General features: G+C 65.7%; 16 protein-coding genes. 6 read left to right on the top strand and 10 right to left on the bottom strand.

Going from position 1 to position 15,373, the window contains the following annotated elements; genetic code table 11:
* Positions 1–150: 150 nt before the first annotated feature.
* On the bottom strand, positions 151–621 hold the full coding sequence (locus ACGFZ3_RS17980) for a DUF1456 family protein (protein ID WP_392924357.1): 471 nt from the start codon (positions 619–621) through the stop codon (positions 151–153).
* A gap of 157 nt (positions 622–778) precedes the next feature.
* Between ACGFZ3_RS17980 and ACGFZ3_RS17975 the strand changes: the two genes are divergently transcribed.
* Both ACGFZ3_RS17975 and ACGFZ3_RS17970 read left to right on the top strand, forming a co-directional pair.
* Positions 779–1,273, top strand: a complete 495-nt coding sequence (locus ACGFZ3_RS17975; protein WP_392924354.1) for a hypothetical protein — start codon at positions 779–781, stop codon at positions 1,271–1,273.
* Between the two features lie 71 nt (positions 1,274–1,344).
* A complete protein-coding gene (locus tag ACGFZ3_RS17970; protein ID WP_392924351.1) occupies positions 1,345–2,094 on the top strand; it encodes an SDR family NAD(P)-dependent oxidoreductase in 750 nt (249 codons plus the stop codon).
* On the opposite strand, the gene ACGFZ3_RS17965 is transcribed toward ACGFZ3_RS17970, so the two are convergent.
* The 6 genes from ACGFZ3_RS17965 to radC form a co-directional block, all read right to left on the bottom strand.
* Positions 2,095–2,451, bottom strand: coding sequence for a VOC family protein (locus tag ACGFZ3_RS17965; RefSeq protein WP_392924348.1), 357 nt, complete (start codon positions 2,449–2,451; stop codon positions 2,095–2,097).
* Between the two features lie 239 nt (positions 2,452–2,690).
* A complete protein-coding gene (locus tag ACGFZ3_RS17960; protein WP_392924345.1) occupies positions 2,691–3,032 on the bottom strand; it encodes a hypothetical protein in 342 nt (113 codons plus the stop codon).
* Positions 3,033–3,181: 149 nt separating this feature from the next.
* Positions 3,182–4,078, bottom strand: coding sequence for a hypothetical protein (locus tag ACGFZ3_RS17955; RefSeq protein ID WP_392924342.1), 897 nt, complete (start codon positions 4,076–4,078; stop codon positions 3,182–3,184).
* Between the two features lie 159 nt (positions 4,079–4,237).
* On the bottom strand, positions 4,238–5,101 hold the full coding sequence (locus tag ACGFZ3_RS17950) for an SPOR domain-containing protein (protein ID WP_392924340.1): 864 nt from the start codon (positions 5,099–5,101) through the stop codon (positions 4,238–4,240).
* Positions 5,102–5,119: 18 nt separating this feature from the next.
* Entirely contained in the window at positions 5,120–6,808 is a 1,689-nt protein-coding gene (gene argS, locus ACGFZ3_RS17945; RefSeq protein ID WP_392924337.1) for an arginine--tRNA ligase, read from the bottom strand.
* 151 nt (positions 6,809–6,959) lie between these two features.
* On the bottom strand, positions 6,960–7,658 hold the full coding sequence (radC, locus tag ACGFZ3_RS17940; protein WP_392924334.1) for a DNA repair protein RadC: 699 nt from the start codon (positions 7,656–7,658) through the stop codon (positions 6,960–6,962).
* Between the two features lie 115 nt (positions 7,659–7,773).
* Between radC and ACGFZ3_RS17935 the strand changes: the two genes are divergently transcribed.
* On the top strand, positions 7,774–8,022 hold the full coding sequence (locus ACGFZ3_RS17935; protein ID WP_392924331.1) for a hypothetical protein: 249 nt from the start codon (positions 7,774–7,776) through the stop codon (positions 8,020–8,022).
* Between the two features lie 143 nt (positions 8,023–8,165).
* Here ACGFZ3_RS17935 and ACGFZ3_RS17930 read toward each other — a convergent pair whose 3' ends face one another.
* From ACGFZ3_RS17930 to ACGFZ3_RS17920, 3 genes are all read right to left on the bottom strand, one after another.
* The gene (locus ACGFZ3_RS17930) at positions 8,166–9,590 is read right to left on the bottom strand and encodes an ankyrin repeat domain-containing protein (protein WP_392924328.1); all 1,425 of its coding nucleotides are present in this window, start codon (positions 9,588–9,590) and stop codon (positions 8,166–8,168) included.
* 106 nt (positions 9,591–9,696) lie between these two features.
* Complete coding sequence (locus ACGFZ3_RS17925; RefSeq protein ID WP_392924325.1) at positions 9,697–10,101, bottom strand: hypothetical protein; 405 nt, start codon at positions 10,099–10,101, stop codon at positions 9,697–9,699.
* 25 nt (positions 10,102–10,126) lie between these two features.
* Positions 10,127–10,690: a hypothetical protein gene (locus ACGFZ3_RS17920; RefSeq protein ID WP_392924322.1), complete on the bottom strand. Its 564-nt coding sequence runs from the start codon at positions 10,688–10,690 to the stop codon at positions 10,127–10,129.
* Between the two features lie 382 nt (positions 10,691–11,072).
* On the opposite strand from ACGFZ3_RS17920, the gene coaBC reads away from it, so the two are divergent.
* Genes coaBC through ACGFZ3_RS17905 form a run of 3 tightly spaced genes read left to right on the top strand, consistent with a single transcriptional unit; the run spans position 11,073 to position 15,159 of the window.
* Complete coding sequence (gene coaBC / locus ACGFZ3_RS17915) at positions 11,073–12,329, top strand: bifunctional phosphopantothenoylcysteine decarboxylase/phosphopantothenate--cysteine ligase CoaBC (protein WP_392924320.1); 1,257 nt, start codon at positions 11,073–11,075, stop codon at positions 12,327–12,329.
* A complete protein-coding gene (gene dut / locus ACGFZ3_RS17910; RefSeq protein WP_392924317.1) occupies positions 12,326–12,799 on the top strand; it encodes a dUTP diphosphatase in 474 nt (157 codons plus the stop codon). The genes coaBC and dut overlap by 4 nt, the downstream gene beginning before the upstream one ends.
* A gap of 14 nt (positions 12,800–12,813) precedes the next feature.
* Complete coding sequence (locus tag ACGFZ3_RS17905; RefSeq protein WP_392924314.1) at positions 12,814–15,159, top strand: phosphomannomutase/phosphoglucomutase; 2,346 nt, start codon at positions 12,814–12,816, stop codon at positions 15,157–15,159.
* Positions 15,160–15,373 lie beyond the last annotated feature (214 nt).

The following is a 15,373-nucleotide window of genomic DNA, read 5'->3' as shown; positions in this document are numbered from 1 at the left end:
CGCCCATGCCGCATCGCCAATGCGCACCGACCAGAGCCGGTGCGCAAAAACCTGCACGTCGGCGCGCCGGAAGGGTAGGGTCGGGTCCCAAACGACCGCCGATACGGTCAATCGGCCCTTTAACGCATGGACCGAAAACGAAGCACCGCCTTACGCCCCGCGAACGCGCAGCGTCAAACCCTTCAGGAAATTACGCAGCAGCTGATAGCCGCACGCGCGGAAATTCTTGTGATCCGGCTGCCGGAACAACGCCGACAGCTCCGGCTTAGACACCGGGAACCCCGCGCTCTCGAAGATCGAATGCATGTCCACATCCTTCAGTTCGAACGCCACGCGCAGCTTCTTCAGCACCAGGTTGTTGGTGATGCGCTTTTCCACCGGGCGCAGCGGCTGGGTTTCATCGCGGCCGCGGAACTGCACGATCAGCCCATCCAGGAAGTGCGCCAGCGTGCGGTCGTCGCAGGCCACGAACCCTTCCTCGTCTTCCTTGCGCAGCCAACCGGGCACATCGGCCTTGTCCACCACGAATGCCGGGTCGGCCAGGGCACAGATTTCCGCAATCTTTCCGTCGCTCAGGTCGAGCATGTAACGGATGCTGCGCAGTACATCGTTGTTGATCATGAGACGTCCAATACCGCCTACGCGGCTGCGTGGCTGGCCGCCATTTTACCCCCACCAGCCGCCGGACCCCGAAAAGGCCCGTTCGGGCTGTCATCTGGCTGCCATGAAAGTGAAGCACAGTGCGCTCCTCGGGCATCAACAGGCAGTGGAGCAGGCAATGCGCAGGTGGCAGGTTCTGGCGGGTGTGGGCATGATCTGGCTGGCCGCAACGGCCTCGGCCCAGGCACCGTATGTGGCGATTGAACAGCGCGTGGACCCGCAGCAGTTGGCCGAAGTGGGGCTCACCCCCGCCCAGCTGCAGTCCCTGAACCGCCTGCTGCGCGAGGCCGAGGCCCGCGCCCCGGCGCCGGCCCCGGTGGCCGCCGCAGTCGCCCCGGCCGCGCTGCCCGGCGCGCCCACCCCGGCCCCGATGTTCCCCGGCCTGGACGATGGCCCCATCCATGCCAGCGTCACCGGCCAGGTCGATGGCTGGCAGCCGGGCACCGTGTTCACCCTCGACAACGGCCAGCAGTGGCAGGTGCTCAAGGGCGAGATGAAGCTCAAGCCCGGCCGCAGCAATCCGCCCATCGTGGTGGTGCCGGGCATTGCCGGGCGCTGGTTCCTGCAGGTGGATGAAGACCTGCCCAAGGCCCGGGTGTTCCGCATCCGCTGATTCCGCCAGCCCCCGCCAACACAGCGCGGCGCAGGGTGCGAAAATGGTCGGGAATTCCACGGAGACCCCCGATGACCCGTACCGCTCTGATCACTGGCGCCACGTCCGGCTTTGGCGCCGCCGCCGTCCATCGTTTCGTCCAGGCCGGCTGGCGGGTCATCGCCACCGGGCGCCGCGCCGAACGGCTGCAGCCCCTGGTTGAAGCATACGGCCCCGAGCGCGTGCATGCTGCCGTATTCGACGTGCGCGACAGCGCCGCCATGGAAGCGGCCCTGGCCGCGCTGCCGGGCGCGTTCGCCGACATCGACCTGCTGGTCAACAACGCTGGCCTGGCCCAAGGTACCGCTCCGGCCCAGAGCGCCTCGCTGGAAGACTGGCGCACCATGATCGACACCAACGTCACCGCGCTGGTCACGCTCACCCATCGCCTGCTGCCGCAGCTGGTGGCGCGCAAGGGCGCCATCATCAACATCAGCTCGGTGGCGGGCGTGTACCCGTACCCGGGCGGCAACGCGTATGGCGGCACCAAAGCCTTCGTCAGCCAGTTCTCGCTGGGCCTGCGTTCGGACCTGCACGGCACCGGCGTGCGCGTGACCACCATCGAACCGGGCATGGCCGAAACCGAATTCACCTTGGTGCGCACCCACGGCAACCAGGCCGCCTCGGACACGCTCTACACCGGCGCCAACCCGATGACCGCCGAGGACATCGCCGAGCAGATCTTCTGGGTGGCCAACCTGCCGGCACACCTGAACATCAACCGCCTTGAACTGATGCCGGTCAGCCAGTCGTTTGCCGGCTTCCAGGTCGCGCGCGACTGATCAGGCTGCCGTCCATACCGCGAGCTCGTACCCATCGGGGTCGCGGAAATGGAAACGGCGCCCGCCCGGGAAATCGAAGGCCGGCGTGGAAATGGCTGCACCGGCCTTTTCCACCCGCGCTTGGCTAGCCTCCAGGTCATCGGCGTACAGGATCACCAGCGGGCCGCCAGCGCGTACCGGCCCATCGGTGGTGAAGCCACCGCGCAGGCGGCCGTCGTTGAATTCCGTGTAGCCCGGGCCGTAATCGGTGAAGGTCCAACCGAACACCTCGCCATAGAACGCCTTGCTGCGGGCGATGTCGGACACGTTGAACTCGATGTTGTCGATGCGGTGGTTGTTGCCGTCTGAACTGCCCATGCCTGCTCCGTGCTGAGGGTTAGGCGCCTAACGTATCAAACTGCGCTGTCATTGATGGCACGGGGCGAAAGTGTATTGAGCGGTGTCCACTCGAACTTGTGCCTGCCCAAGGCGGCCTGGATGAGCGCCATTCCCGCCGGTGTATCCAATGGCTGGGATGCGCCAACCTTTTCCCAGCCAGACGGAGCGCCGTGCCGGTGGTAGGACAGATACACCGTCGAATCTTCGAACTGTCGGGACTACCAGCTCAGCATCGGCATGTCCTTGATCGGCGGCGTCAGGTTCATCAGGCAGGCATGCAGTTCAGCGGCCTCCACATGCGTGCAACTGTGATCAGGTGTGGTGGTCAGGACCTTGACCGCCTGCACAGCCGCGCTGTCTCCGTCAGGAAACAGGTGCTGCAAGCCGGGGCGGCTGAGCGGCAGCAGCTTGGAGTGGACCGCCGTGAGGCGAACCCGCGATACAACCTGACCCTTGAGCTTGGCGGTAGTGAACTCGCATTGCCCTCTGCGTCCGATCGCCGTGTAACGCAGCAGTGCTTCCCATAGTGCGCCTTCAAGCGAATCAGCCGCGTAGAACATGGCATGGGTCCCGGGCAGCGCGAAGCGAGCCCTGCTTGCAGGATTAGGCGTGGCTGCATCAAACACACCCGGGTGAACCCGATACAGCTCCCCGGTAGGGGGCTCGAACCAAACCGGTTCGTCGGTCAACCAAGGTGTGCCACCCGGCATCAGGGCTCCTCGCTGAACTCGGCTTTGGCTGCGGCCAGCACGCGATGGGGTTGGGTGGCCAGCACCTCGGCGGGCGTGTGTCCATCAAGCAACACGTGGCCGGACTGAAACCACTCTACTTCGCCCCAGCCGGTACTGCGGCGATCGATATCGAGGAAGGGACCTTGCTCGTGCAGCACCTTCAGGATCGCTTCCAGGTGCATGACGGGCTGCCCATCACGTTGGAACTGCCATTGCGGAAAGCGCCAGCTGCCACCCGGCACAGGAAGATAGACACCGAGCAGTTTGCCAGCACGACGGTGCTTGGTTGCCAGATGGCTAGCGTTCCCGGCGGACGAGCCCAAGTTGCGGCTCACCTCCGCTGCAGTTGGCCATTGACTGGCGAGCTTGATCCGGCGCGCGGCCGCGCGCTGTTCGAGCGGCTGCGGTTCCGCGGGTCCGGAAGGCTGGCCGTACACTCGCCGATAGAGCTCTTCAATCGCGAACAGCCTGGCCTCTGCAACGCCCGAGAAGTCGATCAGCAAGTGATCATCCGCGGCGCTGCCCCCTAGTGCTTTCAGCGAATCCTTGATCGACGTCCCGTGCATATGTCTGGCCGTACTGTCCGTGCCCAGCAGAACGTAGTGATACGTCGGCTCGCCCTCGTGAGGAAGAGGGCGATTGGTATGTTTGGTGTAGTGCAAAGACGTGAAGGCCGTCAGAAGGGCACTTTGGAGATGGTCGTGCGCTGTCTCGCCCCGGAGGTCGATGACGCGAATGACTTCCTCATGCGCGCGTTGCGTGGCGCGCTCGAGTTTGAGGGTGAGCTCCTTCATCGGCTTGATGCCGATCCTCGAGGTCAACTCGCCATTGGATTCGCTCAGTTCCAGATAGGAAACGTCATGGGCGATACGCATGAGGCTCTCCGATAACCACTGCAGTGCCGGTCCCCGGAAGGGGATGCAGGAAGCTTAGGTTAAACCGGTTAAACCATCAATGAGCGAGGCCCTGCGACATAAAAAAAGCCCCGCGATGCGGGGCTTTCGGGGTAACTCGCTGTCGACTGACAGTCGGCCCTACTGCGCCTTGATCGCCATCGCCTGCAAACCGGTGCCGTCCAGCTTCTGCTTGGCTTCGGCCAGCTCACCGGCGGTGCCGTACGGGCCCATGCGCACGCGGTATACGGTCTTGCCGTTGATCTGCGCCGATTCCACCCGTGCCGCCAGGCCGATCATGGCCAGCTTGGCCTTGGTGGCTTCGGCATCGCCCGACGCCCCGAAGGCGCCGGCCTGCAGGATGTAACGCACGTTGTTCGCCGGCTCTGCTGCCGCCGTCGCCGGAGCTGCTGCAGCAGTGGCTTCAGGCTTGGGCGCGGCCGCCGCAGCCGCCACCGGCTTCGGCTGTGTAGTCGTGGCTGCCGGGCGCTCGGCCACCGGCGCCGGAAGCGGAGCCGGTGCCGTGGTGGTGGAAGCTGCAGCAGCCGCTGCCGTGGTCGGAGCCGGCACCGCTGCCGGAACCGGGCGGCCTTCCAGCGCGGCCTGCGCGCGCTGCGCTTCAGCCTTGGCCCGGCGCTGGTCTTCGGCGCGCGCGCTGGCGGCCAGCTCCGCATCGGACATTTCCACTTCCTTGCCCGGAAGCAGGGTGTAGAAGTCGTACTGCGTGGCGGCCGGCTTGGCCGGTTCGGCAGGCTTGGTGGCCGCACCCGGGGTGGGCAGTTCAGCGCCCACGTCGGTGTCCGCGTCGCTGACCGGGGCCGGCTGCGCGTTCGGGTCCGGCTGCGGGCCTACCCGCAGGAAGCCGTCCCCATCGTTCTTGAACAGGTTCGGTGCCGCCAGGAACACCACGGCCGCAATCGCCACACCGGCCACCAGCCACACCCATCCCGGCGTGCCTTGGCTGGTGTTGCGTCGCGCCTGGGTCTTGCCGCGTCGTGCTGCCATTTACTGCTTCTCCACTGCTTACATTTTTTCCGGGGCGGAAACGCCCAGGACGTTCAGACCATTGGCCAGCACCTGGCGTGCCGCGCAGGCCAGCGTCAGCTTGGCATTGCGCTCGGCATCGTCAGCCACCAGCACCTGCGTGCCGTGATACCACGTGTGGAAGGCGTGCGCCAATTCACGCAGGTACTGCGCGATCAGGTGCGGTTCCAGGGCAATGCCGGCCGCTTCCACCACTTCCGGGAAGCGCGACATTTCCACCATCAGCCACAGCGAGGGTTCGTCGTTCAGCGACGCCAGCCCGGTCAGGCCTTCGGCCGGGGTGTACGACAGACCCTTCTCCTGTGCCTGGCGCAGCAGGCTGCACACGCGGGCGTGCGCATACTGCACGTAGAACACCGGGTTGTCATTGCTTTGCTGGCGGGCCAGGTCGATATCGAAGGTCAGCTGCGAATCGGGCTTGCGCGCAATCAGGAACCAGCGGGTCGCATCGCGGCCGGCTTCCTCGATCAGGTCGCGCAGGGTCAGGTAGCTGCCGGCACGCTTGGACAGCTTCACTTCCTCGCCGCCGCGCATCACCGTCACCATCTGGTGCAGCACGTATTCCGGCCAGCCCTTGGGAATGCCCACGTCCAGCGCCTGCAGGCCGGCGCGCACGCGTGCCAGCGAACCGTGGTGGTCCGCGCCCAGCTCGGTGATCGCGCGCTCATAGCCGCGCTGCCACTTGCTAAGGTGGTAGGCCACGTCCGGCAGGAAGTAGGTGTAGGTGCCGTCGGACTTGCGCATCACGCGGTCCTTGTCGTCACCGAAGTCGGTGGAGCGCAGCCACAGCGCGCCGCCTTCCTCATAGGTGTGGCCGGCCGCCTTGAGCTGGGCCACGGTCTCTTCGACCTTGCCATCCTTGTAGAGCGAGCTCTCCAGGAAGTAGATGTCGAAATCCACCCCGAACGCGGCCAGGTCCTGGTTCTGCTCGTTGCGCAGGTAGGCCACGGCGAAGCGGCGGATCGCGTCCAGGTTGTCCGGGTCGCGCTCGCCCACCACCGAATGGCCTTCCAGCTCCACGGTGGCACCGGCCAGGTAGGCCTTGGCCACGTCTTCGATGTAGTCACCGCGGTAGCCGCCTTCCGGCCAGCCGGCGTCGTCGGGCTTGATGCCCTTGGCGCGCGCCTGGGTGGACAGGGCCAGGTTCTCGATCTGCACGCCGGCGTCGTTGTAATAGAACTCGCGCTTGGCGTTCCAGCCGTTCACATCCAGCAGGCGGGCAAGGCAGTCGCCGATGGCGGCGGCGCGGCCGTGGCCCACGTGCAGCGGGCCGGTCGGGTTGGCCGACACGTACTCCACGCCCACGGTACGGCCGTTACCACTCAGGTTGCGACCGTAATCGGCGCCTTCCTTGAGCACGCTGGCCGCTTCACGCTGGTACGCACTGGGGGCCAGGTGAAAATTGATGAAGCCCGGGCCGGCGATTTCAACGCGCAGCACATCGTCGCTCTTGGGCAGCGCATCCAGCAGCGCCTGCGCCAGGGCGCGCGGGTTGCTGCGCGCCGGCTTGGCCAGCAGCATGGCGGCATTGGTGGCGAAATCACCGTGTTCACGGGTCTTCGGGCGTTCCACCACGAATTCCGGGGTCAGGGTATCGGCCGGCAGAGTGCCGTTGGCGCGCAAGGCTTCGATGCCTTGGCTGATCAGGGCGCGGAGGAGATTTTTCACAGGGCCTGCTTTGAGACTGGAGCGGCGGAATCGGCAATTTTAGCCCAGAAGCCGCCCCGATCCATTGAACCGGGGCACAGCGGGGGTGGGAAGCCGGGCGTGGGGCGGGGTGGGAGGCCTTGGGGCAGGAGGAATGGGCTGACCGGGCCGTTCAGGTGCGGGCGAAGGGGTCGCGCTTGAGCCAGCCCCGTTCGGCCATGGAGACCGGCGGGCCGTCGCCGACCACGACATGGTCCACCAGCCGGACCCCGACCAGCGCCAGGGCTTCGAAGAGGTGGTAGGTGATCTCCCGGTCGGAGGGCGAGGGCTCGGCCCGGCCGGACGGGTGGTTGTGGCTGACAATGACGGCCGCCGCGTTGTGCAGCAGTGCTCGCCGTACCACCTCCCGTGGGTACACGGTGGCCGTGTCGATGGTGCCGGTGAACAGCTCTTCATACGCCAGGGTGCGGTTGCGGGTGTCCATGAACAGCGCGGCGAAGACTTCCTGCGGCCGCGCGCGCAACCGCAGCTTGAAGTAGCGCCCGGCCGAGCCGGGGTCACACACGCTGTCGCCTCGCTCCAGGTCGGACAGCAGATGGCGGCTGGCCAGCTCCAGCGCGGCAACCAGCTTGCAGGCGCGCGCGGGGCCTAGAGCAGGCAGCTTCCTCAGCTTGCTGGCATCCATGTCCATCAGCCTGCGCAGTGGACCATTGTCTTCGAGCAGGCGGCGTGCACTTTGCACAGCATCCAGGCCATTACACCCGCTGCCTATGAACAGAGCCAGCAATTCTGAATCGGATAGGGCCTTGGGGCCCAGCTTGAGCAGCTTCTCCCGCGGACGGTCGTGCTCGGGCCAATGTTTGATTGCCATTCGGCCAGTGTCGGCTTTCGGGCAAGCGGAGGGCATAGGAAACTGCCGCGTGACCTGGTGGGGAAGGACAACTGCTATAACCTGCGCTTCAACAACTGCCTTCAGCGGAGTTCTGATGGGTTACTTGAAGCGATTCGCCCTCGCATGGTTCGGCACCTTCCTGATCTTCACGCTTTACACCCTCGCCGCGAACGGGCGCCCCTCCTCCACTGAGGATCTGGGCTTGATGTTGCTTGTAGTTGCGGGGCTTGCACTGGCCACGGGCTCAGTCGCGGCGGCGTTGGTCCGGAAGAACGACGCCATCATGGTGTTGGTCTCACAGGTCCTGATCATCGCCGTCGTAGGAGCGATCTGGAACAGGTGATCGCTTCCCGCCGGGCGGGAGGTCAGCAAGGTGGTAATGATTGCAACAGATCTATTGCAGATCACTCTGGATGATCGCGCTCCTTTTGCCGCTGCACCTCCAGGCCGCCGGCTTCGATCAGTGCTTCCAGCCCGCTGGAAGGATCAGGCGGACAACTTGAAATAGCGGGAAGTCATGCCCCCCACCGCTTCCGCCACGGCCTCGATGCCGGGCTGTTGCTCGGGAGACATGGGCATGACGATCTCCTCTCGGCAGACAAGGTCATCTCCATCAAGCTGCGCGTAGCTGACACGCAGGCTCCCCCAGGTCACGATGTCCGGCTGCACCGTCACCACCCCGCTGCGGCTGATCCAGTCCTTGGTCTTGGACAGGCGCAGCGTGCGTAGCGCGTCGGTGTAATCGGCGTACAGCAGGTTTACCGGATTGACCGGGTGGCTGCCGCTGGCCAGGTGTTCGAACAACGCTTTGTTATATGCGCAGAACCAGGCAGGGCGCTGCCATGCGTCAGGGTGGTTCATCTCCTGGCGCGCGCGGTCCCACGACGCGCCCTGCGCAGCACCTTTCGGCTTGGCCTGCCTCCTGGGAGGCTTGCTGGTGCGGCTGCTGGTGGCCAGTGCCGCGACATGTGCTTCGAACTCCGTGCCCTTGAATCGTCGTACATCCGCTTTCAGGAGCCTGCCCTGATCGGCAAGCGCTTCGGCCACCACCGCCGCCACGTCGACACTGCCGGCGTTCAACGCCAGCGTAAGCGGCGTGCGGCCGCGCTCGTTGGCAGCGGCCGGGTCCAGGCCCCATTCAATCAACAGCCGGGCAACGGCTACCGGCTCGCCCATCCGGTGCCATGTGGTGGAGATGCCGCCGCGGCTGGCCTTAAGCCCGTCCACGTCGCCGGCCGCATACATCAGCGCAGTGGAACCGGCGGGATTGACCACGTGCACGTTGGCGCCGCGCTCTGCCAGGAATCGCAGCAGCGGCGCACTGCCCAGGTACGCGCCGATCAACACGGGTGTGTACATCTGCCGGTGGTCCATGGCTTCAATGCTGGCACCGGCCTGCAGCAGCGCGTCGATGGCGTCGAAGATGCAGCCCATCTCCGCCGGATCCGCATCCGCATCGAACGCGGAGTTCCACACTTCGCCGCGCATGTCGCGCAGGCCGAGCACGGTACAGATCGGCGAATCCTTGGTCAGGCGGGGGTTCGCGCCGGCGGCGAGGAGCCGCCGCAGTTTCTCCAGGGCCCACGCGGCTGGGCTGAAGATCAAGTCGCGGCAGGTAATCGAAAGGGGCGTGGCGCCACGGCCGGCCGCCTTGTTGGGGTCTGCCCCCGCCGCCAGCAACAGGGAGATCAGCGCCAGGTGCGCATCAATGCGCCGCGCAATCGTAGCCTCGTCCGGACCGTCGTGGTGAAGCAGGCTGTTGTTGCACACCCAGTACAGGGCGCGCTCGTTATGGCGCAGCCGGATGCGGTCGGGATGCACGCCGGCACGAACGTGTCGTTCGATCTCCGCGAACGCGTCCTCGCAGGTGAGGGAGGTGTCCAGTACAACAGGGGAAGACGAGGTGGCCACAGGCAGTTCATGATCCTTGATCTACTGCGGCCAATGCTAACAACGCACGCTCACTGTGAACTGGACAAGTCGTCAAGTTGAAGGATGACAGCGGGATTTGCCAACGCTATGTCCGCTTCTGCGGCTTGACGTCTACGGACCCGCAGTAGCCCCCCTTGGTGGACACTTTGCTCACCTGCCTTGCCCTGTTGATGGCGACATGGATCTCGCACCCGGAATCGTACGTCACATCCCCCCACGACTCGACATGAACGAGCTGGCCGTTCTGTGGGCCGGTGTAGGTGCCAAGCGCCTCCCGTCGCTTGTAGGAGGTGCTCTTGTAGTAAACAAGTACCACCCATTGCTTATCAACCAGGCTGTCGATCCGATCTGGGCTGCCAAACTGATCAATGGCTTCGGTGACGGGTCGACCTTCCCACGCAGAGCTGGCAAGCATGTCTGGCATGTTGGGCATGCTGGAGCAGGCGCCCAGAAGGGCCATCATCATGGCTGGCGCGAACATCCTTTTCATTTGTACGTTTCCTTGGGTCGCGGTTTCAATTCTGGGGCATGCGTTCGAACGCGTTGTCGATCAACTTCAATACCGGTATCCAGCTCTGTTCCCGCTGCAGCAGCTTGAACTGACCGTTGACCTTGTCGACCATGCCGAACACATGCATCGTGCCCAGCGACGTCATCTCTTTTCCAGCGCGCTCGCTTGGCTTGCAGACGAAATCCCGACTCTTCGCCAACCACGCTTCAGGCGCCGTCTGCCAAGCCGAAGAGAATTTGACAGGCGTCGTTGTCCTCATGTCCCACTGAAGGTCGCTGGCCTGCTGAACGCGAATGCGATTGCCGGTGCAATCGATCTGGGCGTCATAAGTGGTCATGACAGGCTTGTCGATGCCCTCGTAAAGGCGATGCACCACCAGCGAGACAGAACCGTTGTCCGCTTTGGCCATGTGCGCCGGGTCGCCATCCACAACGACGATCTCGTGAATGTTGGCACCACCCTGTTTGTAGATCATCCAATAGTCGCCACTCTGCTGCGTTGTTGCATGGGCGAGCAGCGGGCTGCACAACAGCAGCGCAGGCAGCAGGTGCCTGGGGGATACACGCATGACGGGTCAGTCCTTTGCCGTAGTGACGGCCACTTGCGCTTCAGGCGGCCGGGAAGTGTCCTTGAAATTTAGGTGCGGATTAAGAACGAGTCAAATCGACATGGCGGGATTGGCTCGGAGTCGAGATTGGGTTAGCGCAAGAACCGATGAGGCTTGATCTTGGAGTTCCCAGGCCCGGGTGGTTGATAAAGAAGTCTTTTCCAGCGGCGGGCCTTATCAAAGGATCCTTGCTCTAAGGGGGCATCGAGAGCGTCCGGGTACCTATGGGTGCGCCACCCGCCCGCCTTCATGACCAAAAACCCACTCCTTATGCCCCTGGGGCGTCAGCCCCGCACACCCCATCGGGTAAGCTAATCGCCTCGGTTCGACAGGAAAATCGCAGGTGGCTGACTCCCCCCAGGCTTCCCCGGCGCAGGCGCGCCCGCTGGCAGGCCAGAAGCTGTTGTTGTGCGTGGGTGGCGGCATCGCGGCCTACAAGTCGCTGGAACTGGTGCGCCGCCTGCGCGACGCCGGGGCCCAGGTGCAGGTTGCCATGACCGCCGGGGCCCAGCAGTTCGTCACCCCGCTGAGCTTCCAGGCCCTGTCCGGCCAGCCCACCCGCACCACTTTGTGGGACAGCGCGGCCGAACAGGCCATGGGGCATATCGAGCTGGCCCGCTGGGCCGACCGCATCATCGTCGCCCCGGCTACGGCCGACCTGCTGGCCCGGCTGGCCAACGGCCATGCCGATGACCTGGTCACCACCCTGTGCCTGGCCACCACCGCGCCGCTCACCGTGTGCCCGGCCATGAATCACCGCATGTGGCTGCACCCGGCCACCCAGGCCAACATCAGCCTGCTGCGCGAACGCGGCGCCCAGGTGGTCGGCCCGGAAGACGGCCCGCTGGCCGAAGGCGAATCCGGCCCGGGCCGGCTGAGCGAACCGCACGCCATCGTGGCCGCGCTGGCCGCCGTGCAGGGCCCGGTCGACGCGGCCGAATCCCCCCAGGAGCTGAAAGGCCTGCGCGTGGTGATCAGCGCCGGCCCCACCTATGAAGACCTGGACCCGGTGCGCTACGTGGGCAATCGCAGCAGCGGCAAGATGGGCTATGCGCTGGCCGCCGCCGCCGTGCGCCAGGGTGCGCAGGTGGTGCTGGTCAGCGGCCCGGTGCACCTGGCCACCCCGCCCGGGGTGCAGCGGGTGGATGTGCGCTCGGCCGCGCAGATGCGCAGCGCCGTGCTGGATGCGCTGCCGGCCGACATCTACATAGGTGCCGCCGCCGTCTCCGACTACACCCCGCGCCAGGTGGCCCCGCAGAAGCTGAAGAAGACCGCCGGCACCCAGACCCTCACCCTGGAGCTGGTGCGTACCCAGGACATCCTGGCCGAAGTGGCCCAGCAGACCAACGCACTGAAGCTCGTAGTCGGCTTTGCCGCCGAAACCCACGATGTGGAGAAGTACGCGCGCGGCAAGCTGGTCGACAAGCGGCTGGATCTGGTGATCGCCAATCAGGTGGGCATCACAAACGGCGGCTTCGAAAGCGACGAAAATGCAGCCACCGCCTATTGGCAGGGCGGAGAGCAGGCGTTCCCCGGTACCACCAAGGCGCTGTTGGCCGAACAACTGTTGTCCCTGATTGCCCAGAGGTTGCACGCATGACCCAAGCCCCGTCCCTGCACGCACTGCAGGTGAAGCTGCTCGATCCCCGGTTCGGCGATACCTGGCCCCTGCCGGCCTACGCCACCGAAGCCAGCGCCGGCATGGACCTGCGCGCCGCGCTGGAAACCGAGCTGACCCTGCAGCCGGGGGATACGGCGCTGATTCCCAGCGGTATCGCCATCCATATCGAAGACCCCCACCTGTGCGCGGTGGTGCTGCCGCGCTCCGGGCTGGGCCACCGCCACGGCATCGTGCTGGGCAACGGCACCGGCCTGATCGATGCCGATTATCAGGGCCCGCTGCTGATCAGCGCCTGGAACCGCGGTCGCGAGGCGTTCACGCTGCAACCGGGTGACCGCATCGCACAGCTGGTTGTGCTGCCCATTGCACGCGTCGGCCTGCAGGTAGTGGATACTTTCACCGACAGCGCCAGGGGAACGGGTGGATTCGGCCATACCGGGGTGCGCTGACAGGGGGAACATCAATGAGCAAGGCAACGGCGGAAGGACAGCCGCGATTGACAAGCAAGCGTAATGGTCTGTTGCTGGTGGGGTTGTTGACCCTGCTTGCAGCGTGGTTTGCCTGGAGCGGGGTGCGGCAATGGCGGCAGGCCTCGGTAGGGCAGGCGCTGGAACAGTCCCGCGACGAGATCGTGCAGGGCGTGGATGCCGCGCTGAAGGGGCAGGGCACCCAGCTGCGCAACCTGGTGAAGAGCGAACGGGTCACTACCGCCCTGGCTGCCGGCGATGCCGATGCCACCGCGCTGGCCGTGCGTGAAGGCTGGCCGGGCACCGAAGACGTGCAGGTGCTCAGCGCAGACCTGGACCAGGCCTATGCCGATCCGAAGGCCTTTGGGTATGCCCGTCTGGGCCTGCTGGAAGCTGCCATCGCCGGCGACACCGTGGTCGCGCGCGTGGTGCGCGACGCCGGTGGCCAGCGTCTTGGCCTTGCCGTGCCGGTGCAGCTGGGCAGCGCGGGCCCGGCCGTGATCTACGTACGCCAGCCGTTGCTGCGCCTGACCGGCACCTTCGACCAGGTGCGCGTGCCCTCCGCGGGCTACCTGGCACTGCGCCAGGGCAGCCACAACATCATCGAGCAGGGCGACAGCAGCCTTTCCGAGGCGGCGGAAGGCCTGGCCCGGCCGATCGGCAAGAGCGGCCTGCGCCTGGCCGCCGCCGTGCCGGATATCGAGCCGGGCCCGCTGGGCCTGGGCGCGATTCCGTCCCTCATCGTGGCGGTGCTGTTGCTGGCCATTGCCGGCATGGTGCAGTTCGGCAAGGGCCGCGTGCCGCTGCCGCGCCGCCGTACCACCGCCAGTGAGGCCGACCATGGCCCCACCCTGCGCGAAAGCCTGGTGCAGGAACCGTTGCTGGAACCCGCCGTGGCGTCAGGTGCGGGCGTGGCGCCGCCGCCGCCGCTGCCGAGCGGCCCCGGCCATGAGGTGCCGGACGGCATCTTCCGCGCTTACGACATCCGCGGCGTGATCGGCCGCGAACTCACCCCGCAGGTGGCGGTGCTGATCGGTCAGGCCATCGGCTCGGTGCTGCAGGTGCAGGGGCTGCGCGACATCGTGGTCGGTCGCGATGGCCGCCTGTCCGGCCCGGAACTGAGCGCCAGCCTGATTGAAGGCCTGCGCCGCGCCGGCTGCGATGTCGTCGACATCGGCCTGGCCCCCACTCCGGTGGTGTACTTCGCCAGCTACCACCTGCGCGCGGGCAGCTGCGTGGCGGTCACCGGCAGCCACAACCCGCCCGACTACAACGGCTTCAAGATCGTGGTCGGCGGCGAGACGCTCTCCGGCGATGCCATCACCGAGCTGTACCAGCGTATCCGCGATGGCCAGCTGCATGTGGCGGCCACGCCGGGCAGCCTGCAGCAGCGCGATGTCAACGCCGATTACATCCAGCGCATTGCCGATGACGTGCAGCTGGACCGCCCGATCAAGGTGGTCGCCGATGCCGGCAACGGCGTGGCCGGCGAACTGGCGCAGCCGCTGCTGGAGGCCATCGGTGCCGAAGTCATACCGCTGTACTGCGATGTGGATGGTACGTTCCCCAACCACCACCCCGACCCGAGCGACCCGGAAAACCTGGAAGACCTCATCCAGACCGTGAAGCGCTTCGACGCGGATATCGGCCTGGCCTTCGATGGCGATGGCGACCGTCTGGGCGTCGTCACCCGCGAAGGCAGAATCATCTACGCCGACCGCCTGCTGATGCTGTTCGCGGCCGATGTGCTGCAGCGCAATCCCGGCGCGCTGGTGATCTACGACGTGAAGTGCAGCGGCAAGCTGTCGGACTACGTGCTGCGCAACGGCGGCAGCCCGATGATGTGGAAAACCGGGCATTCGCTGATCAAGGCCAGGATGCGCGAAACCGATGCCGAACTGGCCGGTGAGATGAGCGGGCACTTCTTCTTCAAGGAGCGCTGGTTCGGTTTCGATGATGGCTTGTATGCCGCCTCGCGCCTGCTGGAGATCCTGGCCCAGCGCGACGAGACGCCGTCCGAAGTGCTCGATGAGCTGCCCGACAGCGTGTCCACCCCGGAGCTGAAGGTGCCGGTGGAGTCGGGCACTCCGCATGCGCTGGTGTCGATGTTCGTGTCGGCCGCACAGGTGGAGGATTCGCCGTTCGCGGGTGCGCGCCTGTCCACCATCGATGGCCTGCGTGCGGACTTCCCGGATGGCTGGGGCCTGCTGCGCGCCTCCAACACCACCCCGGTGCTGGTGCTGCGTTTCGAAGGCAATGACACCGCCGCGCTGGAGCGCATCAAGACCCTGTTCCGCGAACAGCTGCAGCCGCTGCTGCCGGGTGTCGAACTGGGGTTCTAAAAGGAGTACCGACCAACGGTCGGTACCTCCCGGCGACCTGCAGGTCGCTGGTAGGGTCGCATCCTGATCGACTTCCATGAAATTGCCAACGTCCGGTAATGGCATGACCCGGAACGAAGAACGCGTTTCGACGGAATCCACGTCGTCACCGCGCCGATCAACGTCATCGGCGGTCGATCGGGATCCGACCCTACCGCGTGATGCGATGTCGGGG

The organism is Stenotrophomonas sp. NPDC047960 (assembly GCF_043204395.1).
GTDB lineage: Bacteria > Pseudomonadota > Gammaproteobacteria > Xanthomonadales > Xanthomonadaceae > Stenotrophomonas.
This window is presented reverse-complemented; position numbering and strand designations above follow the sequence as displayed.

Bases quoted from the DNA above. Each gene is read 5' to 3' on its own strand.
- ACGFZ3_RS17980 (WP_392924357.1), bottom strand. From the start codon at position 621: ATGATCAACAACGATGTACTGCGCAGCATCCGTTACATGCTCGACCTG.
- ACGFZ3_RS17975 (WP_392924354.1), top strand. From the start codon at position 779: ATGCGCAGGTGGCAGGTTCTGGCGGGTGTGGGCATGATCTGGCTGGCC.
- ACGFZ3_RS17970 (WP_392924351.1), top strand. From the start codon at position 1,345: ATGACCCGTACCGCTCTGATCACTGGCGCCACGTCCGGCTTTGGCGCC.
- ACGFZ3_RS17965 (WP_392924348.1), bottom strand. From the start codon at position 2,451: ATGGGCAGTTCAGACGGCAACAACCACCGCATCGACAACATCGAGTTC.
- ACGFZ3_RS17960 (WP_392924345.1), bottom strand. From the start codon at position 3,032: ATGTTCTACGCGGCTGATTCGCTTGAAGGCGCACTATGGGAAGCACTG.
- ACGFZ3_RS17955 (WP_392924342.1), bottom strand. From the start codon at position 4,078: ATGCGTATCGCCCATGACGTTTCCTATCTGGAACTGAGCGAATCCAAT.
- ACGFZ3_RS17950 (WP_392924340.1), bottom strand. From the start codon at position 5,101: ATGGCAGCACGACGCGGCAAGACCCAGGCGCGACGCAACACCAGCCAA.
- radC (WP_392924334.1), bottom strand. From the start codon at position 7,658: ATGGCAATCAAACATTGGCCCGAGCACGACCGTCCGCGGGAGAAGCTG.
- ACGFZ3_RS17935 (WP_392924331.1), top strand. From the start codon at position 7,774: ATGGGTTACTTGAAGCGATTCGCCCTCGCATGGTTCGGCACCTTCCTG.
- ACGFZ3_RS17925 (WP_392924325.1), bottom strand. From the start codon at position 10,101: ATGAAAAGGATGTTCGCGCCAGCCATGATGATGGCCCTTCTGGGCGCC.
- ACGFZ3_RS17920 (WP_392924322.1), bottom strand. From the start codon at position 10,690: ATGCGTGTATCCCCCAGGCACCTGCTGCCTGCGCTGCTGTTGTGCAGC.
- dut (WP_392924317.1), top strand. From the start codon at position 12,326: ATGACCCAAGCCCCGTCCCTGCACGCACTGCAGGTGAAGCTGCTCGAT.
- ACGFZ3_RS17905 (WP_392924314.1), top strand. From the start codon at position 12,814: ATGAGCAAGGCAACGGCGGAAGGACAGCCGCGATTGACAAGCAAGCGT.